Source organism: Paenibacillus ottowii, from assembly GCF_006874425.1.
Taxonomy (GTDB): domain Bacteria; phylum Bacillota; class Bacilli; order Paenibacillales; family Paenibacillaceae; genus Paenibacillus; species Paenibacillus ottowii.
On record NZ_VIJZ01000004.1, the window covers coordinates 561,101 to 584,288 of the forward strand.

The 23,188-nt window shown below is 45.5% G+C and carries 26 protein-coding genes and 2 pseudogenes; 23 read left to right on the forward strand and 5 right to left on the reverse strand.

What is annotated here, in order from left to right; all coding sequences use genetic code 11:
• The first annotated feature begins 1 nt into the window (after position 1).
• Genes FKV70_RS12745 through FKV70_RS12770 form a run of 6 tightly spaced genes read left to right on the forward strand, consistent with a single transcriptional unit; the run spans position 2 to position 3,271 of the window.
• Positions 2 to 337, forward strand: a complete 336-nt coding sequence (locus FKV70_RS12745; RefSeq protein ID WP_040101484.1) for a Na(+)/H(+) antiporter subunit C — start codon at positions 2 to 4, stop codon at positions 335 to 337.
• Positions 334 to 1,809 carry a Na+/H+ antiporter subunit D gene (locus tag FKV70_RS12750; RefSeq protein WP_063208631.1) on the forward strand — a complete coding sequence of 492 codons (1,476 nt, stop codon included), beginning with the start codon at positions 334 to 336 and terminating at the stop codon, positions 1,807 to 1,809. The genes FKV70_RS12745 and FKV70_RS12750 overlap by 4 nt, the downstream gene beginning before the upstream one ends.
• 6 nt (positions 1,810 to 1,815) lie before the next feature.
• A complete protein-coding gene (locus FKV70_RS12755; protein WP_142613051.1) occupies positions 1,816 to 2,292 on the forward strand; it encodes a Na+/H+ antiporter subunit E in 477 nt (158 codons plus the stop codon).
• Positions 2,292 to 2,585, forward strand: a complete 294-nt coding sequence (locus FKV70_RS12760; protein ID WP_040103739.1) for a Na(+)/H(+) antiporter subunit F1 — start codon at positions 2,292 to 2,294, stop codon at positions 2,583 to 2,585. Before FKV70_RS12755 ends, FKV70_RS12760 begins: the two co-directional genes overlap by 1 nt.
• Complete coding sequence (mnhG, locus tag FKV70_RS12765) at positions 2,569 to 2,931, forward strand: monovalent cation/H(+) antiporter subunit G (protein ID WP_063208627.1); 363 nt, start codon at positions 2,569 to 2,571, stop codon at positions 2,929 to 2,931. The genes FKV70_RS12760 and mnhG overlap by 17 nt, the downstream gene beginning before the upstream one ends.
• 52 nt (positions 2,932 to 2,983) lie before the next feature.
• Entirely contained in the window at positions 2,984 to 3,271 is a 288-nt protein-coding gene (locus FKV70_RS12770) for a hypothetical protein (protein ID WP_244310720.1), read from the forward strand.
• A 214-nt stretch (positions 3,272 to 3,485) separates the two neighbouring features.
• On the opposite strand, the gene FKV70_RS12775 is transcribed toward FKV70_RS12770, so the two are convergent.
• Positions 3,486 to 4,061, reverse strand: a complete 576-nt coding sequence (locus tag FKV70_RS12775) for a multidrug resistance efflux transporter family protein (protein ID WP_142613053.1) — start codon at positions 4,059 to 4,061, stop codon at positions 3,486 to 3,488.
• A 249-nt stretch (positions 4,062 to 4,310) separates the two neighbouring features.
• Between FKV70_RS12775 and FKV70_RS12780 the strand changes: the two genes are divergently transcribed.
• Positions 4,311 to 5,507: a GTP-binding protein gene (locus tag FKV70_RS12780; RefSeq protein WP_142613054.1), complete on the forward strand. Its 1,197-nt coding sequence runs from the start codon at positions 4,311 to 4,313 to the stop codon at positions 5,505 to 5,507.
• Here FKV70_RS12780 and FKV70_RS12785 read toward each other — a convergent pair.
• Positions 5,504 to 6,370 (reverse strand): LysR family transcriptional regulator, encoded by an 867-nt coding sequence (locus tag FKV70_RS12785; RefSeq protein WP_063213188.1) that lies wholly within the window; start codon positions 6,368 to 6,370, stop codon positions 5,504 to 5,506. The two genes, FKV70_RS12780 and FKV70_RS12785, sit on opposite strands and share 4 nt — an antisense overlap.
• A gap of 131 nt (positions 6,371 to 6,501) precedes the next feature.
• Here FKV70_RS12785 and FKV70_RS12790 point away from each other — a divergent pair, with 131 nt between their 5' ends.
• From FKV70_RS12790 to FKV70_RS12810, 5 genes are all read left to right on the forward strand, one after another.
• Entirely contained in the window at positions 6,502 to 6,831 is a 330-nt protein-coding gene (locus FKV70_RS12790; protein WP_142613055.1) for an antibiotic biosynthesis monooxygenase family protein, read from the forward strand.
• Between the two features lie 80 nt (positions 6,832 to 6,911).
• A complete protein-coding gene (locus FKV70_RS12795) occupies positions 6,912 to 7,931 on the forward strand; it encodes an ATP-binding cassette domain-containing protein (RefSeq protein WP_142613056.1) in 1,020 nt (339 codons plus the stop codon).
• Positions 7,928 to 8,743: an ABC transporter permease gene (locus tag FKV70_RS12800; RefSeq protein ID WP_142613057.1), complete on the forward strand. Its 816-nt coding sequence runs from the start codon at positions 7,928 to 7,930 to the stop codon at positions 8,741 to 8,743. The genes FKV70_RS12795 and FKV70_RS12800 overlap by 4 nt, the downstream gene beginning before the upstream one ends.
• 59 nt (positions 8,744 to 8,802) lie before the next feature.
• Positions 8,803 to 9,477: a response regulator transcription factor gene (locus FKV70_RS12805; protein ID WP_142613058.1), complete on the forward strand. Its 675-nt coding sequence runs from the start codon at positions 8,803 to 8,805 to the stop codon at positions 9,475 to 9,477.
• On the forward strand, positions 9,474 to 10,619 hold the full coding sequence (locus FKV70_RS12810) for a sensor histidine kinase (RefSeq protein WP_142613059.1): 1,146 nt from the start codon (positions 9,474 to 9,476) through the stop codon (positions 10,617 to 10,619). The genes FKV70_RS12805 and FKV70_RS12810 overlap by 4 nt, the downstream gene beginning before the upstream one ends.
• Before the next feature lie 62 nt (positions 10,620 to 10,681).
• On the opposite strand, the gene FKV70_RS12815 is transcribed toward FKV70_RS12810, so the two are convergent.
• Complete coding sequence (locus FKV70_RS12815) at positions 10,682 to 11,551, reverse strand: DUF421 domain-containing protein (protein WP_063212391.1); 870 nt, start codon at positions 11,549 to 11,551, stop codon at positions 10,682 to 10,684.
• A 272-nt stretch (positions 11,552 to 11,823) separates the two neighbouring features.
• Here FKV70_RS12815 and FKV70_RS12820 point away from each other — a divergent pair, with 272 nt between their 5' ends.
• From FKV70_RS12820 to FKV70_RS27010, 11 genes and pseudogenes are all read left to right on the forward strand, one after another.
• Positions 11,824 to 12,093, forward strand: coding sequence for a glutaredoxin family protein (locus FKV70_RS12820; RefSeq protein ID WP_064797930.1), 270 nt, complete (start codon positions 11,824 to 11,826; stop codon positions 12,091 to 12,093).
• A 76-nt stretch (positions 12,094 to 12,169) separates the two neighbouring features.
• Positions 12,170 to 13,510, forward strand: coding sequence for an LLM class flavin-dependent oxidoreductase (locus tag FKV70_RS12825; RefSeq protein WP_142613060.1), 1,341 nt, complete (start codon positions 12,170 to 12,172; stop codon positions 13,508 to 13,510).
• 3 nt (positions 13,511 to 13,513) lie between these two features.
• A pseudogene (locus tag FKV70_RS12830) lies at positions 13,514 to 13,762 on the forward strand (NADPH-dependent FMN reductase family protein); the annotation flags it as partial.
• Positions 13,763 to 13,870: 108 nt separating this feature from the next.
• Positions 13,871 to 14,761: a LysR family transcriptional regulator gene (locus FKV70_RS12835; RefSeq protein ID WP_142613061.1), complete on the forward strand. Its 891-nt coding sequence runs from the start codon at positions 13,871 to 13,873 to the stop codon at positions 14,759 to 14,761.
• 85 nt (positions 14,762 to 14,846) lie between these two features.
• Positions 14,847 to 15,698: a transporter substrate-binding domain-containing protein gene (locus FKV70_RS12840; RefSeq protein WP_064797926.1), complete on the forward strand. Its 852-nt coding sequence runs from the start codon at positions 14,847 to 14,849 to the stop codon at positions 15,696 to 15,698.
• A 76-nt stretch (positions 15,699 to 15,774) separates the two neighbouring features.
• Positions 15,775 to 16,554, forward strand: coding sequence for an amino acid ABC transporter permease (locus FKV70_RS12845; protein ID WP_063212397.1), 780 nt, complete (start codon positions 15,775 to 15,777; stop codon positions 16,552 to 16,554).
• On the forward strand, positions 16,551 to 17,261 hold the full coding sequence (locus tag FKV70_RS12850) for an amino acid ABC transporter permease (protein ID WP_142613062.1): 711 nt from the start codon (positions 16,551 to 16,553) through the stop codon (positions 17,259 to 17,261). The genes FKV70_RS12845 and FKV70_RS12850 overlap by 4 nt, the downstream gene beginning before the upstream one ends.
• Positions 17,258 to 18,010, forward strand: coding sequence for an amino acid ABC transporter ATP-binding protein (locus FKV70_RS12855; RefSeq protein WP_142613063.1), 753 nt, complete (start codon positions 17,258 to 17,260; stop codon positions 18,008 to 18,010). The genes FKV70_RS12850 and FKV70_RS12855 overlap by 4 nt, the downstream gene beginning before the upstream one ends.
• Positions 18,011 to 18,025: 15 nt before the next feature.
• A complete protein-coding gene (locus FKV70_RS12860) occupies positions 18,026 to 19,042 on the forward strand; it encodes an LLM class flavin-dependent oxidoreductase (RefSeq protein ID WP_142613064.1) in 1,017 nt (338 codons plus the stop codon).
• Positions 19,043 to 19,101: 59 nt separating this feature from the next.
• Positions 19,102 to 20,259, forward strand: a complete 1,158-nt coding sequence (locus FKV70_RS12865) for an amidohydrolase (protein WP_142613065.1) — start codon at positions 19,102 to 19,104, stop codon at positions 20,257 to 20,259.
• Positions 20,260 to 20,325: 66 nt separating this feature from the next.
• Positions 20,326 to 20,499 (forward strand): annotated as a pseudogene (locus tag FKV70_RS27010) (dockerin); the annotation flags it as partial.
• A gap of 104 nt (positions 20,500 to 20,603) precedes the next feature.
• Here FKV70_RS27010 and FKV70_RS12875 read toward each other — a convergent pair.
• Complete coding sequence (locus FKV70_RS12875) at positions 20,604 to 21,938, reverse strand: ISL3 family transposase (RefSeq protein ID WP_142613066.1); 1,335 nt, start codon at positions 21,936 to 21,938, stop codon at positions 20,604 to 20,606.
• A 19-nt stretch (positions 21,939 to 21,957) separates the two neighbouring features.
• A complete protein-coding gene (locus FKV70_RS12880; RefSeq protein WP_142613067.1) occupies positions 21,958 to 23,139 on the reverse strand; it encodes an MFS transporter in 1,182 nt (393 codons plus the stop codon).
• Positions 23,140 to 23,188: the final 49 nt, after the last annotated feature.

Here is a 23,188-nt window from a genome sequence, read left to right on the forward strand (position 1 = left end):
AATGGAACTGATTATGGCTGTAGCTGTAGGTATTTTATTTACAATTGGGGTGTACCTGATTTTATCTAAGAGCCTTCTGCGCATTGTTTTGGGGACTTCCTTGCTAACTCATGGCGTTCATTTGCTGCTCTTGACGATGGCCGGACTAAAGACGGGAGCTGCTCCAGTATTAGGAGGTAAAGCAGAGACTTATGTGGACCCTTTACCGCAGGCGTTAATTCTGACCTCTATCGTCATCAGTTTTGGAGTTACTGCCTTTTTCTTCGTGCTTGCTTACCGTTCGTACCAGACGTTGGGCACCGATGAAATCGACAGTGTTAAGGGGGAAGAACGATGAGCAATCTCTTGGCACTACCGATTTTAATTCCCTTGTGTACCGCTGTTATATTGATTTTTATGAAGGAGAGGATTCTGCTTCAGCGGTTCATTAGTACAGTTAGCGCCATTTTGAATATTATGATTGCTCTTGTGCTGATTTACCGCATTCATAGCGGAGGTATACAAACTTTGCAAATGGGGGGATGGGCGCCGCCGTATGGCATTGTGTTCGTGGGGGACATGTTTGCGGCGCTGCTTGTGCTAACTGCTTCAGTGGTAAGCTTGGGTATTCTTATCTACTCCTTCCGTAGTATTGAGGCAGAACGGGAGCGTTTTTATTACTACACCTTTTTTCATTTCTTGCTTGTAGGTGTCTACGGATCTTTTCTTACAGGAGATATGTTCAATTTGTTCGTTTTCTTCGAGGTTATGCTGATTTCCTCCTATGCCTTGATTTCACTGGGGGGAACGAAGCTCCAGCTTCGAGAAACATCCAAATATTTGCTTATTAACATTGTGTCATCCACACTTTTTGTAGCAGCAGTTGCTTATCTATATGCGGCTGTCGGCACCCTGAATATGGCTCATTTGTCCCAACGGATTGCTGAAGCGGGGCAGGGCGGCGTACTCAATGTGATCGCTGTTCTGTTCCTGATTGTGTTCTCATTGAAAGCGGGATTATTTCTCTTTTTCTGGCTGCCGGGTTCTTACAGTGCGCCACCGTCTGCTATAAGGGCCTTGTTCGGTGCGTTACTGACAAAAGTGGGACTGTATGCAATCATTCGGACCTTTACTCTTATTTTTATGAATGATCCCGGACTCACGCATACGTGGGTCGCTTGGATGGCAGCGGCTACGATGATTCTGGGAGGACTGGGAGCGGTGGCTTATAACGATATTCCTCGTATCTTTAATTACAACGTAATTATCAGTGTAGGCTTTGTGGCTTTCGGTCTGGCTGCAGCGACACCAGATGCATTGAATGGGGCGGTCTTCTATTTGCTCCACGATATGTTGGCAAAAGGATTAATGTTTGTTCTTGGGGGCATCATTATCACTGCAGCGGGAACGGATCAATTAAAAGATATGGGGGGCCTTATCAAACGATATCCTTTAATCGGCTGGATGTTCTTTACACTCGCCCTTGCACTTGTAGGTATTCCGCCGCTTAGCGGTTTTGCCGGTAAAGTGTTGATCACTCGGGGCGGATTGGATGCTGGAATGCTGACATTATCCTTGATTGGGCTAGGATCAAGTTTCCTTGTGTTGTACTCGCTGATCAAAGTATTCAGGCTTGCATTTTGGGGGAATGAACCCGAAGGCAACTTGCCGAAGGTAAAGCTAAAAAGTGTGAGTACTGTTGCGGCCGGTTTGCTCGTCCTGGTTATATTGATGGGCATCAGGGCGGATTGGGTCTATTCCTATGTTGCACAAGCCGGTGATGTGCTGGCTCATCCCGCGCTATACATCGAAGCTGTAATAAAGGAGTAGATGAAGATGGTCTTTCAAATATTATTAAATCTGATGATTGCATTGCTGTGGATGCTGCTTAACAACGACTGGTCAGGGTCGCGGTTCACCATGGGCATTCTGTTAGGGATAGCCATCTTGCTTGTTTTGCGTAAGTTCCGTCCAGAACCTTTCTACTTGAAGCGCATATGGGCCATCCTGAAGCTGCTACTTCTGTTTATGCGGGAGCTGATCGTTTCTAGTTTTGCGGTTATCCATCATATTCTCCGCCCGAAGCTGACGATCCGCCCTGGCATTTTTGCCTATGAGACTGCTTTAAAATCAAATTGGGAGGTCACTATTTTATCGTGCCTCATTTGTCTGACACCAGGAACGCTCACTCTGGAAGTATCCGGAGAAGGTCAAATGCTGTATATTCATGCCATGGACATACAGGACGCGACACTGCTTTCTGAGCAAATTAGAGGGACCTTTGAAAAAGCGATCATGGAGGTGACACAGTGATAGTTCCGGCACTTATGACTGCATCACTGGCTATTCTCTCCTTAGCCATATTAGGTTGCTTGTACCGTTTGATTAAAGGACCAACCCGTCCAGATAGGGTGGCCGCGCTGGACACGATAGGTATAAATCTGCTAGCTATGATTGCTGTGATTTGTATGCAACTGAGGACACAAGATTTTATTGAAATTGTTCTTGTTATAGGAATCCTGACATTTATAGGAACAACGGCGTTGGCGAGATATATAGAAAGAGATGCCGTCATAGACACTGGGGGTGATGAACTTGATCGGTGAGTTGTTTGCTGCAATCCTTGTTTTGTTCGGCGCTCTGTTCTGCGGATTGAGCGCATTTGGGTTGATTCGACTACCAGATGTTTATTTACGTTCTCACGCCGCAACCAAAAGTGCAACGCTTGGCGTGCTTTGCGTATTAACAGGAGCCTTTCTTTATTTTTTGTTTTATGTAGAAGTGGTCAGCATCAAATTACTGCTTGCCATTGTGTTTGTCTTTATCACTTCTCCCGTAGCCGGGCATCTAAATGGAAGAGCTGCCTACCGTTCAGGAGTCCCTTTATGGGAGAACAGTGTTCAGGATGATCTAGCGTCGGTATTGGAACAAAATACATCTTCAAAACCATAGTGCAGGATTTGGTCATGTCTTTCTGGATTGATGCTAAATGTGGAGGGATCATGTGCACAATATCATTTCCGTCCAGCCGTATTACAAGGTGGAAAGAATCGTAACTCCGTTAAAACAGGAAACAGTTATCCATCGGCGAGTTTTACATTTGTATACAACTAAAATTATATCAGCGTACCGGGAATTTACTCTCAAAGAGGTATATGATACATCGTTTAAAAGTATCGGGAAGGATTATGGTGTTCTTTATTTGCATACGAAACAAGGTGTATTCCCTTATAATGTAGAATCAGATCCAAAAGACTTTATGATAGAATTCAAAAAAATTGTAGAGAAATAATTGTTCAATTCAAAAGATTTAAAAAGACCGTATCTATTTTTTGCGGTCTTTTTCTAGTGCCTGCAGTTACCCCTAAAGCTTTTTAGCATGTGTAACATGCTGTGTAAACCCATGCCCAGAATGACGATGTACATTCTCATTCATGACCAAGCAGACGGGATAGGAACGATAAAAAGAACAATTCCCCCATGAGTGCAAAAAGCACTTCCAACGATTATGTTGCTTCTACTGTGGCCAGCTTTGCATATTTGCACGTACCTGATTTGTAGCTTTGCAAAAATAAGACAGTAGCAATTACCCCTGAGAATACGGCCACAGAGCAGACTGTATGGTCTGATTCTTCTTGGCATTCCTGCGCTGAACATCTCATATAACGAAAGCAATAACCAAAAAAACAAGCTGCTAAAGTCATTCCGACCACACGTTGGTAGCCATCTAACCGTCCCGCACAGACTTCCATCATTTTGCTATTACCTAATGGATAGGCAATAGAGACCAGTATTACAGGCAATATACCGAATAAAAAATCTTGAGTAGAAATAGATTGCGACTGTTTGACCTGCATCACAATAATTCCGATTAAAATAACAAGAGACATGAACAGTTCTTGGACGAGGATTTTTCCTCGTACTTTGACAGGGCCATTTTCCGTTTGGACAATCTTGTTAAATAAAGGGACAAGCAATGAACCGGAAATAATGGTTATTTGCCAGGTCCTCGCGACAAACCAACTCGGTGAATATGCCGACGCGAAGCATAACGTAGCATAAAATAAGAGAAGCAGCACCATAGACCGATTGAGAACGATGTAAAAGCAAAAAAGAATGCCGCTAACACACCTAACCAGATTGAGCGCACCGCATTCTCCTAATTCTTGAAGGATCGTTATTTCTCATATTAATAACTTTAGATCATTGACTTCAAGAGTTTCTTTACAGTTGACAAGGTAATAGGAATACTGTATATTTCTGAATACTGATTAATAGTAATTATTACGATTAATGATTGGTAAGCCAATATTAAGGAGAGTGCACCAGCAATGAATAAGAAACCAATCCCAGTAACCGTGTTAAGTGGATATTTGGGTGCAGGAAAAACGACGATCTTGAATCATGTATTAAACAATCGAGACAAAATGAAAGTAGCAGTTATCGTCAATGATATGAGTGAAGTGAATATAGATGCCGAACTGGTTAAAAAAGAGGGCGGCTTGTCCAGAATAGAAGAAAAACTGGTCGAGTTGTCTAATGGCTGTATTTGTTGCACATTGCGCGAAGATTTATTGCTTGAGGTCAAGAAGCTAGCGGAACAAGGCGAGTTTGATTATATATTAATCGAATCTACAGGCATCAGTGAACCCGTACCCATTGCTCAAACCTTTACATACGCCGATGAAGGAACCGGCATTGATCTCGCTTCGCTGGCAAAACTGGATTGTTTGGTGACTGTAGTCGATGCAAACCGTTTCTGGCATGACTTCGAATCAGGAGAAACGCTGCTGGATCGCAAGCAGGCTACTGATGAAGATGACACACGTGATATCTCGGACTTGTTGATTGACCAGATTGAAACTTGTGATGTGTTGATTCTGAATAAATGCGATCTGGTTCAGCCCGCAGAGCTGGACAAGCTGGAGGGTGTGCTGCGGAGATTGCAGCCTGAAGCCCGAATCATTCGCACTTCCAAGGGGAAGGTCGCACCTTCGGACATTTTAAATACAGGGTTGTTCAATTTTGACAAAGCTAGTCAATCCGCTGGCTGGATTCGCGAGCTGGAGCTGGAAAGCCACACACCCGAGACGGACGAATATGGAATCGACTCCTTTGTTTATCGCCGAAGAAGACCGTTTCATCCGGCAAGATTGGCAGCATTTATGAGTTACTGGCCAGAGGAAGTCGTTCGTGCCAAAGGGTTGGTCTGGATCGCAGCCCCGCAGGATTGGGCAGCGAGTATCAGCCAGGCAGGACCGTCTATTCAATTTGGTCCAGCGGGAAGCTGGCTTGCGGCGTTGTCAGCAGAAGAACGGCAGGAAATCGTCGCAGCCAACCTCGAAGTTTTGAATCATTGGGATGAGCAATGGGGCGATCGCATGAACGAAATTGTAATGATCGGTATCGGGATGAATCGGCTGAACCTGGAAGAAGAGCTAAATGAATGTCTGCTGAACGATCGTGAAATGGATATGGACTGGTCCAGCTTTGAGAATCCGCTGCCTTGGCCAACAGGAAGAACCTAATTGATCCATTCAATAATAAAGTCCATACACTTCTTGGCGGCTGGAGCCATGTTCTTTAAAGAGGTCGTAGCAATACCAACGGCACGGAAATATGGCCCATCCAAAGGCCGAATACAAATTTCATAAGGGTTTTGAACTAACATCATTTCCGGCAGGATACTTACGCCAAGACCATTTTGCACCATAGCCATAATGGCATGATCATCTTCTAATTCATATTTGATTTTCGGAACAAGGTTGTGCTGGGAAAAAATGCTCCGTACATCTGTGTCACAGCCTGAAGCAGGCATAATGAAGGATTCATTGCGAAGCTGATCTACACGTATAGTTGCTTGCTCCCGTAGCACATGATTAGATGGAAGCACGCACAGCATCCTTTCTTTTTTTAACGGCAATACTTCCAGTACTTCTAGAGTAGGGAGATTAACGAAGCCAAAATCAGCTTCTCCGCTGGCTATCCAATTCTCAATGTCACGGTAGTTTCCGTCGAGCAATTTCAGTTCAATAAGTGGGAACTTCTCGTTAAACTTTTGGATGATCCCAGGCAACCAATGGATGGATACACTTGAGAATGTACCTATCTTTACAGTTCCGATTTCCAGTCCTTTGATTAGAGCGACCTCTTGATATAGTCTTTCATTCATTTGTATGATTTCTTTGAAATGCTTCATCAGACGTTCTCCGTTACTGGTCATTTGGATACCTGAGCGTCCTCTAATCAAAAGAGTTAGGCCCAATTCATGTTCCAAAGCAGAAACCGCATGGCTAATAGCGGATTGTGTAAGATTGAGAAGTTCTCCCGCTTTGGTAAAGCTTCCTGCTTCTATTACGCTAAGAAAGACCTTATATTTAAACAAATTCATGTATCCTCCAATATAGAATGAAATATATTCATACATAGTATCATATATATTCATTTTTTTTATCTCAGTTAAGTGGTTATAATCGAACTTGAGAAAAATACTGATTAACCATTCATTTCTGGGAGGTACCTATGAGTTCAATTGCAAAAACACCACAGCCCCCTTATTATGCAGCTATTTTCACTTCTGAACGTACGGAAGGGGATGGCGGATACGGAGAGATGGGGGACAAAATGGTGGAACTGGCTGCCAAGCAGCCTGGCTTTTTAGGTGTGGAAAGTGTTCGTGACCAAAATGGAGTAGGTATCACCGTGTCTTATTGGGAGTCCTTGGACGCTATAAAACATTGGAAGCATAACGAGCTGCACAAGGTAGCACAGGAAAAAGGGAAATCCGAGTGGTATAAAGCATTCGGTTTAAGAGTGTGCAAGGTAGAACGAGATTATTTTTTTACAGTGTAAATTATTAAGTAAATGGTCCTGTTCATATTCAGTTCATAAAAGTGGATTATTCTCTCTATAGAAATCGTTGTAGGGAGGAAATGAAAGTGGATTATACAGACAAAAAAGAAACCCTGGCCATTGAAGCAAGGGGGCTCGTTAAAACTTTTGGTGATAAGTATGCGGTACATGGTGTCGATCTGAATGTGCGTGCTGGTACGATCTATGGAGTGCTTGGTCCCAATGGGGCAGGTAAGACGACGACCATCCGAATGTTGTCAACGTTATTGCGGCCTGATGGGGGATCGGCGCGCATTTTTGGACACGATGCAGTAAAGGAACCGCAGGTTGTTCGTCAATTAATTGGCGTAACCGGTCAGTACGCATCAGTCGATGAGTCGCTTAGTGGTACCGAGAATCTGATTATTTTCTCCAGGCTGCTCGGACTGGGACGTGCCGAGGCACGTGACAAGGCAGCGGAGTTGCTAGAGGAATTTGGCTTGTCTGAAGCAGCCAAGCGACCGTTAAAGCATTTCTCCGGAGGCATGCGCCGCCGACTGGATTTGGCCGCAAGTCTTATTGCCAAACCGCCATTAATCTTTCTGGATGAGCCGACTACCGGACTGGACCCGCGTACGCGTGTTCAGATGTGGGACACGATCCGGCGTCTGGTCAAGTCGGGTTCTACCGTGCTGCTTACGACCCAGTATCTTGATGAGGCGGACCAGCTTGCTGACCGAATCGCGGTGATTGACCATGGACGAGTAGTCGCTGAAGGAACGGTAGATGAACTGAAAGCGGCTGTGGGGGCGTCAACTCTACAACTCAGAGTGCAAAATCAACAGGATATCGAGCGGGCTGTTCGAATTATAGAACAAGTGCTTTCAGTCAAGTCCAGCGTGTCGGTAGAGGCTGGAAAAATTATTTCTCCGATGGCTAATGCCGATCGGGTGACAGACCTGCTGATTGCTCTCCGTACCGGAGAAATTCAGCTGGCAGAGATGAGTGTGCAAAAGCCAACGCTTGACGAGGTGTTCCTGTCCATCACTGGCCAAGGCGTACAAGTAAATGAGCAGCAGACGGCCGATGAAGCACCTGCCGTAGAGGGGGTGAGAGCATGAAGAACGCTACTGCTATGACAGCTTCTGATCGCACATTGAAAAAGTCTGTGAGTTTCAAACAGGCGTTCGCCAACTCTATGACGATGGCTTACCGGGGCATTCTGAAGATCAGGCATACTCCTGAGCAGTTGTTTGATGTCACGCTCCAGCCGATTATTTTTACTCTTATGTTTACCTATATCTTTGGCGGGGCTATCTCAGGAGATGTACAGCATTATCTGCCGGTCATCATTCCAGGCATCCTCGTACAAACTGTCATCTCGACCTCTGTCGTGACCGGTGTGCAACTGCGTGAGGATATGGACAAGGGAGTGTTCGACAGGTTTAAGTCACTCCCGATCGCACGTATTGCCCCTTTGGCTGGAGCTCTGCTGGCCGACAGTCTACGTTATACTATTGCGACTGCACTTACCTTTGCTATGGGATACATTTTGGGATATCAACCAGGGGGAGGTTTGCTGAGTGTTGTGATCGCAGCACTTCTGGTCATCGTGTGTTCCTGGGCAGTTAGCTGGATATTCGCCTTCTTTGGCGTGATTGCTCGCACGGCTTCAAGTGTACAAGGTATTTCCATGATTGTTCTGTTTCCACTCACCTTTATTTCCAACGCATTTGTACCTGTGGACACCATGCCGGGCTGGTTGCAGTGGTTTGTGAATATCAACCCGATTACACATCTTGTGAACGCGGTTAGAGAGCTTGCGAATACAGGAGTCATAGGCGGGGAACTGGCAATCTCCCTGCTTGGGGCTGCAGTGATTGTAGCGATCTTCGCACCGCTTACGGTGCGTGCTTATATGCGTAAAGCATAGGAGGGCGACCTCTTGACGAGGATGAGAAGAGTTAGCTTGTAGTTATTAGGGGGTTAAAAATGACACGTGTATTGGTCGTTGATGATGACCCGCATATTCGTGAACTGGTCGGACACTTTCTGAGACTGGAAGGTCTGGAGGTCGTCGAGGCGGTGGATGGTTTGGACGCGATGCGCTTGTTTGATGAAACAAAGGTCGATTTGCTTGTTCTCGATATCATGATGCCAGGAATGGATGGCTGGGAGCTGTGCCGTAAGCTGCGTGAGCAGACCGACCTGCCGCTGCTGATGCTTACAGCCAAAGGCGAGACGTCACAGATTGTAAAAGGCTTTGCGCTCGGAACGGACGACTATCTTGTTAAGCCCTTCGATCCTCTGGTGCTTGTTGCACGCGTAAAGGCTTTACTAAAACGCTATCGGATCATGGCTTCAAATTCGGTGACTGTCGGCGAGCTTGTCCTGCGCAGCGATACATTTGAGTGTCGGGCTGGAGAGCAGGAAATTACCCTGCCACGCAAGGAATTTGAGCTGCTCTTCAAGCTGGTCAGCTATCCTGGCAAAACCTTTACCCGCGACCATCTGATTGAGCAGATCTGGGGCTATGATTACGAGGGAGACGAAAGAACGGTTGATGTCCATATCAAGCGCCTTCGGGAACGGTTTCCGGAGGCAACCCATTCCTTTGCGATCCGTACGATCCGGGGATTGGGGTATCGGCTGGAGGTAAGGCAATGAACCGGGAACCGGGATTCCTCCGTATCCTGGCAAGATTCATGCTCGTGTTATTGGTGCTGTATCTTAGCTGGACTGCTGCGTACTTTATTACAGCAGCGATCTATTCACGCATGTCATGGACACCGCATGAATTGTTCGTCTATCTTGTTGATGCGACACTTGGCTCTTTCTTCTTCGGTATAATCAGTATGACTGTAAAACGCTTTATCCAGCCTAGAGAACAGCATTTTTTTACTGAAATGATCGATGCTTTAAAACGGATTTCAGAAGGGGATTTTCACATCAATCTGGGTTGGAACTTTGGCAGGAGAAACGGAAACCATGATAGGACACATCCTTATGTACAACTGGTGGACAGCATTAATGATATGGCGGCAAATCTGAAGGCCATGGAAGAACTGCGGGAGGCGTTTATTTCAAATGTATCCCATGAAATAGGTTCGCCCCTGACCTCGATCATTGGTTTTGCGAAGGCGCTCAAGGACGATAATCTGGATCGGGAGCAGCGGGACCGATATTTGACGATTATTGAGACAGAGTGTATTCGTCTGTCCAAACTAAGCGATAATCTGATGAAGCTGGCGGTGCTGGATTCGGAGAGGCATCCGTTTCATCCGTCCTCTTATCGGCTGGACAAGCAACTGATATCGCTTATCCTTGCCTGCGAACCGCAATGGGAGGCTAAACAAATTGACATGATTGTGGACACCGATATCGTTGAGATCAACGCGGACGAGGACCTAATGGGCCAGGTGTGGGTGAATCTCCTTCACAATGCCATTAAATTCACCCCACAGGGTGGAAGCATATCTGTTTCTCTTTCAACTAACAGTGATCAGGCGCTTGTCTGCATTACTGATACAGGGCCGGGTATCGACGAACAGGATCAGCAGCGTATTTTCGAACGATTTTATAAAGCAGACAAGTCACGGAACCGAACCGCAGGAGGCAGCGGCTTGGGACTTTCCATCGCTCATAAAATAACAGAGATGCATAGCGGCTCTATCTCTGTGTCCAGCAAGGTGGGAGAAGGAACGGCGTTTACCGTATTGCTGCCACTGCAAGAGGAAGCAATAAAGGGGAACAGCAATCATGAAATGAGCGGCTCTGTCATCAAAAAAGGAGCGTCTTACAAGCCATAAACGGCTGGCAGGACGCTCCTTTTAGTTCACATGAATTTGTCTTACGGGCTATACTTATGTGGTCAGGAATTGGATGTATTTACCGGTTCCATTTCTTGTATAGCTTCCTTCAAGCTTTGAGAGCAATGTTCATATAGCTGTTTTTTTTGCTGCTCACTGGAACCCGTTGCGAGCTTTTGCAGTTCTGTAGTGCATTGCTGCAATAGAGTCAGTAAAGCTTGATTAGAGTCTTGTACCTTGGATTGTTGTACATTATCGCTATATTGGTCAATATATAGTTCTCCTTGTGTGTCCACCTGAGCAAAAAACACATCTTTGACCGTTAGACTCTTTTCCTTTAGCTTGGCATCCAGCCATTGCTGAGTAAGCCCCATATATGCCATTTGCTGCTCCATGAGTTGTCCATCCATTATGACTACTGTGGGTTCCTTCTCCGGTAATTGCAGCATATTCAGATCCTTAAGCGTCACAGGCTGCTTGTCTTTGGTTAACAGCACATTGACTTCACCACTAGTTTCCATGAGGGCAAATTCTACGTCAGATACTTTAAATACATTCTTGCTTCGAAGCTGCTCCATGAGTTCATCCAGGGTGAGCCGTTCTTTTCTCAGATTATCCTCTAAAATTTTGCCGTCTTTGATTAGGATTGTTGTTCTTCCATCTGATATATCTCTGATTTTCTTGCTTTTAATTTGCAAATATTCAATGCCAAGTGTTGTCAGTACCCATACTGACAAGGCTATAAGGCCAAGATACCAAGTGGCTTCACGCTCCATAGGAATGGTAGCGGCCAGGTTACCTATCGTAATTCCTGTTATATACTCGAACAAGGAAAGCTGGGATACCTGACGTTTTCCGAGAATTTTGGTGATTAAAAATAATATAGCGACAGCCATTAATGTGCGTATAGCAACCTCTGCCCAATCCTGCATTTGCTCAACCTCATTTCATTCCGCCGCAAGGGCGCTACTAGTTCAAGGATATCCGCGTCAAGGTCAATTTAAACTCCAATTCCCCTAAATTTTTAGTAACCACGTTGCCAATAAGCGATGAAAAACAATCTATCATTAAAATTTTCTATTGATGAATTATCCTTATCTATTGCACAAGCGATTGACGGAAAGGAGGGGGAAGGATACATTATACATATAATTCTCATTTGATTTATCGGGATTATAAACATTAAACTCACGGAGGTATGTATATGTCGTCCAAACCTAAAGTTGTAGTGTGGAGTAAAACCGGTTGTCATTTTTGTGGTGAGATCAAATCGTACTTGGAATCCCAAAATCAGCCGTATGAAAATATTCAGGTGGACGGGAATGATGCACTGCGTGATGTGTTAGAGACCAAATATGGTATTCGTTACGTTCCTGTCGTAGAGATCGGTGGAGATAACAAATATGAAGCACTCTTTAACCCGGATCTGGAAAAGTTGGGTAAAGTGCTGGAAAGCTATAATCAAGCGGTATAAAACATTAGGAAAAGATTAGTGCGAAAACATCATTAGCCGTAGAATAACAATTATGTTCAGGAAAGGTGGAGAAGGCATGACTAAGAAGAGACAAATTAAATTGGGTGCAATTATTCACGGTGTGGGGGGGAGCATGACGACTTGGCGTCATCCTGATGTACCTGCGGATGCCAGTGTTAACTTTGAATTTTATAAAACGCAGGCGCAAAAGGCAGAGGAAGGAAAGTTTGATCTCGTATTTATCGCAGACGGTCTGTTTATTAACGAAAAATCGATTCCTCACTTTTTAAACCGTTTTGAACCCATTACGATTTTGTCTGCTTTAGCTGGGGTGACAAAGCAGATCGGACTGGTCGGCACATTGTCGACTTCCTATAGCGAACCGTTCACAGTAGCACGCCAGTTTTCTTCCATTGATCATATTAGTGGAGGCCGTGCTGGCTGGAATGTGGTGACTTCCCCGCTGGAAGGCTCTGCTCTCAACTTTAACAAAGGGGAGCATCCATCGCATCCACAGCGCTATAAAATTGCCAACGAGTATTTGCAGGTCACCAAAGGACTGTGGGACTCATGGGAAGAGGATGCGTTCGTTCGTGATAAAGAAACCGGCGTATTCTTTGATCCTGAAAAGCTGCATACGCTAAACCACAAAGGTGAGTTTTTCTCTGTGCAGGGACCGCTGAATATTGGACGATCCAAGCAGGGACAGCCGGTTATTTTCCAGGCAGGTTCCTCAGAAGATGGCAAAAATCTGGCTGCCAAGGAAGCGGATGCTGTATTTACTGGACATGAAACCTTGGAGGAAGCACAGCAGTTTTACCGTGATGTCAAGGAACGTGCGGTGCGCTATGGTAGATCGGAAGAGGATATTGTCATTTTGCCGGGCATTTCGCCGATTATTGGCAGTACGCCAGAGGAAGCAGAACGCAAGTATGAGGAGATTACCAATCTAGTGACGATCGAGGCTGCATTAAAATATTTGGGACGTTTCTTCGATCATCACGATTTCTCACAATATCCGCTGGATGAGCCATTCCCTGAGCTTGATGGTATAGGTAGTAATTCATTCCGCAGCGGTACAGATAAAATCAAACGAACAGCCAAAGAGCAGAATTTGACCTTGCGTGAGGTTGCATTGCGTTCAGCAACGCCGAGGACCTCTTTTATTGGAACTGCGGAGCAGGTGGCCGATCGAGTGCAAGAGTGGTTTGAAGGAAAAGGCGCAGACGGATTCATTATCGGTTCCGATGTGCCAACGGGTCTGCATGATTTCGTAAATCTGGTTGTGCCTATTCTGCAGGAGCGCGGTATTTACCGTCAGGATTATGAATTTAGTACCCTGCGTGAAAACCTGGGCGTACCTATTCCAGAGAACCGCTATACAGCAGCCAGATCCAAAATAAAGGTTGACGCATAACAGAAGGAGGGACTGAGAGGGAAGCTTGTCTTGCCTTTATTTATGGGCGGTACACTGGCCCATCTGTTGGTCATTGACTATGCCCTAAAGCCGGTTCTGGGCGCACTGGGGGGGAGACATATTCTTGGAGGTGTGTATGCGGTAGACCAATGGGTCGAACGCCTGCCGGGTGAAGCATATGGATTGTCCGAAGAGTTGGTTGCACGATTACAACGCTCGGTTAAAGAGCTAAATGAGTTATTGAAGTTATAAATATTTTCAATATTTCCATTGACAGGTCGTTCAGTGAGTTTTATGATACAAAAAAACCAAGTTAACTCATTGGATAAATGTATATAAAACTTACTGGGTGACTTGCGTATGAATATCGAGAATATGGAAGCCTTTGTATACGTGAATCATTATGGAAGTTTTAACAAGGCAGCAGAAGCGTTGTTCTTATCACAACCCTCTGTCACAGCCCGGATTCAGACGCTGGAACGCGAGCTTGAGTGCAAATTATTCGACCGCCAAAGCAAACAAACGATTCTGACCGAGGATGGACGGAAGTTCCTTCCTTATGCGGAGCAAATGCTTCAAGTGCTGCAAAAAGGGAAGCAAAAGCTTCAACAGCGCAAGAAAGCCCCTCAACAAATTCGAATTGGCTGCACGATATCGGTGTCGAACTACATCATTCCTGAAATATTAAAGCAGCTTCGTGCTCATTATCCGGAGATTAACTACAAAATTGTGACCGCTACGACGGATCAACTGCTACAGAAGGTGTTGAACCGTGAGGTAGATATTAGTTTTGTCCGTAAAGTGATGCATCCGGCTATTCGTACGCTTGCCTTTTATGAAGATCCGATTTCCCTGTATGTATATGACGGTCATCCGTTTATGAAGACAGGAAAGGCTAGTATACAAGATATCCAACGTGAAACACTGGTGTTTTTTGAATGCGGATCATTAGATTGGATGAGGATTCATCGATCTTTTGAATCACTGGAGCAGCCACCGGACATCGCTTTTCAGGTAGACAATGTGGTCACGGCCAAAAAGCTGGTATTGCAAGAGGCAGGCATTGCCTTTTTGCCGGATGTCTGTGTGAACCGTGAAGTGAAGGATCAGAAGCTGTTCCGCATTCATGTTCCAGAGGTGGCTGGGGTATCTATGCAGATTAGCATAATCGTGACCAAAGAAGACTGCGCAGTGACCTCGGATTTTGCAGATGCACTGACAGAAGGCTTCCGGGAGGCTGTTTTGTTATAGAAAAAATCGTTATAAAATTTAAAATGTTATAGCTACCATGTATGTCGCAAACTGCTGATAAGCAAAGAGATAAGGGGGAATTTACATGAAAAAGTGGTTTGCAATATTGTCTGTGATGGCAATCATTCTGGTGTTGGCAGGTTGCGGCTCCTCAGATGACACGTCTAGTGCGTCAGGTTCAAGCGGAGATGTGAAGAAAATTATTGTAGGCACAGGCACTCAATTTAAAAATGTATGCTTTATTGACGAAAACGGAAATTTAACAGGCTTTGATGTGGAGCTGATTAAGGAGCTGGACAAGCGCCTACCTCAATATGAGTTTGAATTCAAAACGATGGATTTTGGAAATTTGCTGCTCAGTCTCGATGCCGGCAAGATTGATATGGTATCACATCAAATGGAAAAAAACCCGGAACGTGAAGCCAAGTATCTGTTCAACAAAAATCCATATAGTATTTTTCTGAACAGAGTGGCTGTAGCGAAGGATAATAATAGCATTCATTCCATTGATGATTTGAAAGGGAAAAAGGTACTCACCAGTCCAACCAGTAATGCAGCGTATGTGCTGAAAGAGTATAACAAAACCCACGGAAATGCTCTAAATATCGTGTACACGAGTGGCGCAGCTAATGATACGGTGCAACAAATTACGAGCGGCCGTATAGATGCGACCATAACGACGGACTTTGCGAACCGTTTTAACACCGATGAAAAAGGAGAAGTAGCTCTGAAAACCGTGGGTGATCCTTTGACTCAATCGGATGTACTGTATGTTCTGAACAAAAATGAGCAAGGATTGGCGGATGATCTGGACAAAGCCATTCAGGAAGTGAAGGACGACGGCACACTGTCGAAGCTGAGCATTAAATGGCTTGGAGAGGATTTCACGAAGTCTTTAGAGGATGTGAAAAAAGAGAGCTCCAGCAGTAAGAAGTAAGGATAGACTTGGACATTTCAGCGGTCAGGGTACTTCATGTATTCTGACCGCTGATGTATAGAAAGGAGGCAGGCAGATGAGCAGAGAGTTCAATATTGACTATGTTTTTAGCTTTATCCCGAAAATGCTGTCCTATTTGCACATCACTTTGTTTATTGTGGCAAGCTCGCTTGTGTTGGGACTGATCATTGGTCTGTTGGTTGCGCTGCCTCGTATGTATAACATTCCATTTTTCAAACGTGTTTCTCAGGTGTATGTTTCCTTTTTCCGTGGAACCCCTATTTTAATTCAATTGTTTCTGGTGTATTACGGCCTGCCAGAGCTACTAAAGCTGGTGGATATCAATTCCTCCAGATGGGATGTGCTGTGGTTTGCCATAGCGACCTATGCGCTCAATAATGGAGCCTTTATTTCCGAAATTGTCAGGTCTGGTGTAGGAGCTGTAGATCGGGGACAAATCGAGGCTGCACAGTCCGTCGGCATGTCAGGCTATCAAACTTTTACACGTATCATCTTGCCGCAAGCGCTGGCTGTAGTGGTTCCGGTATTTTCCAATCTGGTCATTGGAAATCTGAAGGATACATCGCTGGCGTTTACAATCGGTGCGATGGAGATGACAGGAAAATCGCAAACATTAGGTTCGGCTACCCAGCATTTTGTGGAAACGTATATCGCGTTGTCTTTTATCTATCTCGTGATCAGTCTGATTGTACAAAGATTATTCAAGGTGCTGGAAAATGCACTTCTCCGGCATGAGCATAGAGATTTAGTACAGAAGGAACCCGCAAAACGAAAAGGTTTTGTGGTGCGTTACCTGAGAAGCCCTCGTCTGAGTAAAGGAGGTAAAGGCATATGAGTCTGGACTTTGGATTTGTATACACCGCCTTTTTAGGATTGTTCTCTGCGTTGCCCAACACTTTAATCATTACTGTGGTTTCCGTACTGGCAGGGCTGGTCATCGGGATTGTAACGGCGTTGGCACGAATTTACAACGTTCCTGTGTTGTCGCAGATTTCTCACGGTTACGTTACGTTCATCCGAGGTACACCGATGCTGATGCATCTGTTGCTTATTTATTTCAGCTTGCCTTTGTTAATTGATGCAGGAGCGAAGCATTTCGGCTGGTCGCTGCATTCCAAAGATATACCTTACATGGTATTTGCACTCATTTCATTTTCGATTACCAGTGGCGCGTATATGTCTGAGGTGGTTCGTTCCGGAATCCAGTCGGTCAATAAGGGGCAGATTGAGGCGGCTTATGCGGTTGGTATGACGACATGGCAAGTATTGAGACGGATTGTATTTCCGCAGGCCTTCGTGGTGAGTTTGCCGAACCTGACGAATTCTGTTATTGGGATGCTGCATGGTTCCACCTTGGCCTTCACCGTTTCGGTCACAGAAATTCAGGCCCAGGCTGAAATTCTCGCATCTACCAACTGGAAATACTTGGAGGTCTATATTGCAGCAGCACTGTTGTTTTGGGGCTTGACGGTATTGATCGAGCGAATATCCGGCTTGGTGGAGAAAAAAATCAATGTGTTTAATGGAGGTCGAGCATCATGATCCGTCTGCAAAATATTACAAAGTCGTTCGGCAAACATGAAGTGCTCAAAGGCATTGATTTGACGGTGAACAAAGGTGAGGTTGTCGTTATTTTAGGACCCAGCGGTTCAGGAAAAACCACCTTGCTACGCTGCATTAATTATCTGGAAAAGCCGAATGACGGAGAAGTCAGTATCGGAGATTTTACAGTGAACTGTAAGCGGCCTGCGAAAAAGGATGTTTTGGCCTTGCGTAAAAAGACGGCTATGGTGTTCCAGCAATATCATTTGTTCAAGCATAAAACCGCGCTGGAAAATGTCATGGAGGGGCTTGTCGTTGTCCGTAAGGTTAAGCAGGAGGAAGCTAAAAAAATCAGTATTGAAGTACTGGGAAAGGTTGGCCTCGGCGAAAAACTGAATCATTATCCGAGCCAGCTATCCGGTGGGCAGCAGCAGCGTGTCGGGATCGCGCGCGCTTTGGCACTGAACCCGGAGGTGATTTTATTCGATGAGCCGACTTCGGCACTGGACCCTGAACTGGTGGGTGAGGTGCTGTCGGTGATCCGCAAGATTGCGAAGGAAGGCATAACCATGATTGTTGTGACACATGAGATGAGCTTTGCGCGCGATGTTTCTAATCATGTGGTATTCATGGATGGCGGCCATATTATCGAGGAAGGCACACCGGACGCTATTTTTAACCATCCCAAAGAAGAGCGTACCCAGCAATTCCTGAAACGAATTACACCGGAATATAATTATTCAATTTAGATGGGAGAGGGAGACATGAGCATTAAAATCGGAGTATTGGATCAAAGCCCTATACACGAGGGTGAAACGGCAGCACAGGCCCTTCGCAACACGATTAAGCTGGCGCAGCGTGTAGAAGAACTGGGATTCACACGTTTTTGGGTATCAGAGCATCATGATTCCGAGCAGGTTGCAGGCTCCTCGCCAGAGGTACTCATTTCCCATCTATTGGCACGCACCGAGCGAATTACTATCGGGTCTGGCGGGGTTATGCTTCAGCATTACAGCCCGTATAAAGTGGCTGAAAACTTCAATGTGCTAGCCTCTCTTGCACCAGGTCGTATAGATTTGGGCATCGGACGTGCGCCGGGCGGGTTACCGAAATCCACACAGGCGTTACAACGCAACGTGCATGATGCGCCTTCTCTCGAAGAGAAGATTGATGAAGTAAGCCGCTATATTCATAATATCCCACCTGAAGAAGGGCCGCTCGCCGGATTACAGGCGAATCCAATTCCAGAAACACCAGCAGAGATTTATGTTTTGGGTACAAGTATTGACAGTGCTGGTATTGCCGCGCGTTTGGGTTTACCTTATGTTTTCTCGCAATTTATAAATAGTAGTGAGCAGGTTGCCCTGGATTCATTCCGTACGTATCGGGAGTCTTTCGATTACAGTTATGGACGTGAGCCGAAGGCACTTTTTGCACTATCGGTTATTGTGGCAGACACTTCCGAGGAAGCAGCGGAGCTGGCAGGTGAGCAGAAGCTATACAAGATTCACCTGGCCAGTGGAAAAACGGCTACGGTAGGCGCGCTGGAAAGTGCAGAGGAATTCGGTAAGCAATCGGGTGAAGAATATACAATTGAAGTTACACAAGCACAAATCAACAAAGGGAATAAAAATGAAATCTATGCTGCGCTGACGGAAATTCAAGCGAAGTATCAGGCAGATGAGCTGATCGTAACGACAGGGATACGGGATATTGGAAAGCGTGTGCGCTCGTTCGAATTGTTGCACGAAGCTTTTGCCGAGTTGCCTGTGCAGTCCTAGATACTATGGATATAAGAGAAAGTTGTAATCAAAATGGGGTTCGCGAAGGAGGAATAGGGATGAGTGGATCAACCGGGACGAAGGAACAGGTTTTGGAGCAGAATTTGGTGGAGATTCGCCGTCATCTGCACCGTTATCCCGAGCTGTCTAACGAGGAGGTTGAAACGACCGCCTATATTCGTCGCCTGCTCGAAGAACAGAATATAACGATTTTGGATGTGCCGCTTCGTACCGGATTGGTAGCGGAAATCGGCGGACAGCAGGAGGGGCCCACGGTCGCGCTGCGTGCAGACATTGATGCACTCCCCATCCAGGAGGAAACGGGACTCCCTTATGCCTCGGTACATCCTGGCAAGATGCATGCCTGTGGGCATGATTTTCATACAGCATCCCTGCTAGGGGCAGCTGTATTGCTGAAGCAGCGGGAGCAGAAGCTGAAGGGGACGGTTCGGCTGGTGTTCCAGCCGGCCGAGGAGAAAGCCAAGGGCGCTGCCCAAGTACTGGACAGTGGTGCATTGGCAGGGGTGCAGGCCATTTTCGGCCTGCATAACAAGCCAGACCTGCCCGTAGGCACGGTCGGCATCAAAGAAGGTCCGCTAATGGCAGCGGCAGACGGATTTTATATCGAGGTGGAGGGCCTGAGCACACATGCGGCCGTTCCGCATGCAGGGATTGACCCCATCGTGGTATCGGCACATATCATTACGGCGCTGCAATCGATTGTGAGTCGGAGCGTTAACCCGCTCGATAGTGCAGTCATCAGTGTGACGAAGCTGCACAGCGGCAATGCTTGGAACATCATTCCAGACCGTGCTCATTTGGACGGAACCATTCGCACCTTTGACGAGAACGTCCGAGCCCAGGTGGCAGAACGCTTCGAGCAAGTCGTCAAGGGCGTAGCTGATGCTTTCGGCACGAAAGCGAATATTCGCTGGATCGTGGGTCCGCCACCTGTGCTGAACGATGGGAAGCTGACTGCCATCGCGGAGCAGGCGGCCGAAGCGGTCGGTCTGGAGGTCGTTCGCCCTATACCTTCCTCGGCAAGCGAAGACTTTGGGTTTTATCAGAAGAACCTCCCCGGTGTGTTTATCTTTGTCGGTACTGCGGGAAGCCAGGAATGGCATCATCCTGCCTTTGATCTGGACGAACGCGCGCTGCCAGGAACAGCGAAGCTGCTGGCTTCACTGGCCGAATCGGCATTGGAATCCATAGAGTAGGAATAGTGTTCCTACTTAGGTGTAGATGAGAGATTAAACGTTTTCATTGAATTCGGATGAAGTTAGATAATAGAGCATGAGATGGGACATGGATTTGGTTTGCCTGATTTCTATGAAGAGCACGAGCGTCCACCTGGCGGGTTCCCTATGCCTACGATTATGTAGGCCGGAAATTCTCCTAAGATACGTTATACCTGGAGCCAGGTCAAGAAGGACAGCTCTCGTTTTCCTATCCGATGAAAGATACGTAGAAAAGAAATATATGTATTCAAAGGTTGTCTCCTGCGATTTTGGTAGGCGATAACCTTTTTTTAGGATATTCGGATTTTATAATGGAGGAGGGCTTATAGCTGATCCTTCTCCAATTTCTCGATTAAGGAGGAAAGATCGATTCCCAGCAAGATTATTTCTTCTGGCTGACGAACAAATCCAACAGGTGGCATGTTAAACATCGGGAAGTTTTTCTCCCGTAGATCGTAGCTATCAAACTGCCTCTGGTACTTAGGCATACACTGCTTTTTAAGTCCCTCTGTAAAGAGTATCTTGGATCGTAGGGCTTCAAAAGAGTATCCCCTGCCTAAACGGTTAATGACTCGAACAAGGCTGTTTATAGATTCCGTATAAACGCTTGTAATGCGATGGTCGAAGTAGGCGAATATTTCCTCTTCCCAGCTCTTCATAGCCTTTGTAAGTGGTTCAAAAGCGGATTGCAGTTCAGTTGGTATTTTAACTTTCCATTCGTTGTATTTAAGGAGTGCCGTCTGTCTGCTATCACATTCCCAAATATCGAAATATGATTCCTTTAAGTCATAAGCAGTACTAAGAGAAGAATGATTCTTTCTCCAAAGGTCAAGCGTAATTTTATCCATCTCTGTAAGCTCTATACGGCGTTTTAGGAGGATATTACGGTCATGTACCAGCCCGCGGCGTTCTTTTGGCGATAATCCTTCTCGGAGCTGCTTACGAATGGTTTCTAACGCTTGGTTTGCCATACGGAGAACATGAAACTTATCGACGATGATAAGAGCTTTTGGCAAGATAGCCCTCACGGCGTCCTTATATGGTTGCCACATATCCATTGTGACGTATCGTATTTGTCTTCTATTTGGAAGACGTGAGAGGTAGTCCATAACGGTTTCCTTGTTACGATTGGGCAAAACGTCTAACAAAGTATGTTCTTCAATATTGGTTAAAACGCATCTTGGCTTAATCATGTGTATTTCGTCAATCCCAAGCCAATTAGGAGTTTCAAAACGAAGCGTTTCTTTAAGACGATTGAGGTAATCACGAAAGATGTTACGTATCGTTTTTTCATGCAATCCAACATCCTCGGATATGCTGACAAACGTGCGTTTAAGGCTTTGCTTCTCTATATAAGACAATAATCGTTTGGTACAGTTTCGCTTTTCGTCTATGGTGTGATCTAAGTGTTCCCAAAAGGTTCGATTGCAATCTCTACAGCGATACCTCTGACGCTTTATAAGAAGGCCTGCACGCTTGCCATGAATGGGCAAGTCCATATAAACTTGTTCCCTGCTGTCGTGTTTGTAGAGGTTGGCTATGCATCCGCAATGAGGGCAAACCAAAGGTGGAGAGTTCGTCACCACTTGTATTAGAAAATCAAATTCATTTTCACTAATACTTAATATGTTGAAGTTTGGAAGATTTAAAATATCCATATGAATTTCTTCTATGCACTTATGATGCAAGTTCCTTTTTTGTTTTTGCGTGACTGGTCAAAATACCGCTGAATATAAAAGATAACAACGAACCGGCAAAGCATATAGCCGCAAACATGCCTACGGCGGAAAAACCGTTAAAAGTCGCGTAAATCAGGCCTGCGATCCAAGAACCGAGCGTTGTTGCAACGTACATGATTGAATTGGCCAAGCTGGAGATTGTGCCGCGGATGGTTGGATTTAGTGAATTCAGCATTCCCAATATTAGGGGAAAAGCGATCCCCATGTTAACGAATATAAAAAAGTAAACACTTTCAAAAGCCGCAACCGACGGCAAGAAAGGCAACACAATAAAACATATGATAGAGACAAGAAAGCCTACAACCAGCGTATTGAAACGGTTTAATGTTTTGATCACATAGGCACCGCCAAAGCTCCCGACTATATTCCCAAGACCTAGAAAAAACATTACGTATCCCGCTTGATCAATTGAAAGGTGAAAGCGATCCGTCACCCATTTTCCAATGAAAGAAAAGGCAGCAAAGAATCCACATTGAAATAAGAAATGAGCGAGGAAAGCCTTTCTCGCCATTCGGCTATTCAATAGTGGGATGTATCTACTGAAAATCGGAGTCTTGTTTTTTTGACCTTGATTTGGTTTCATTTCGGGCAAAGCATAGAAAATGAATATCGCTACTAATAATGCACATGCACCGATTGTAAAAAAAGGATAATACCAATGGGTTGAGGCAAGCAGACTTCCAATAGGGATGCCGAACGCTTGGGAAGCAGCCAAGCCTGCCATGACGATTCCTGATACTTTGGCGATTTTTGACGTTGGAAACAGAGCAGGGATTGAGGCCCAGACTTGAGGCGCTGTAAATGCTGCGCTGACCCCGGCTAAAAAACGGAATAAGAACATCGACCAAAAACCTGTGGCAAAGCCGCATAGCATAGTTGAAACCGAGAAGCAGACCATGCCGGTAAGCATTACTTTTTTGCGATCCCATCCATCGGAAAGCGGTCCAGCAATCAATGCAAAAATGGCATAACCTAAAGCATAAGACCCCACCATCCAACCGGAATATTCAGTCGGGATATGAAACAAGCTCTGAAGAGTGGGGATGAGCGGAGATATCAAAAACGTATCCGTACCGATAACAAACATGATGAGGAAAAATAAAGCAGTTAATTTGATCATTCTATTCACCCTTTTTAGTTAGTTCTATAGTTCAAAGATTATTGAACTA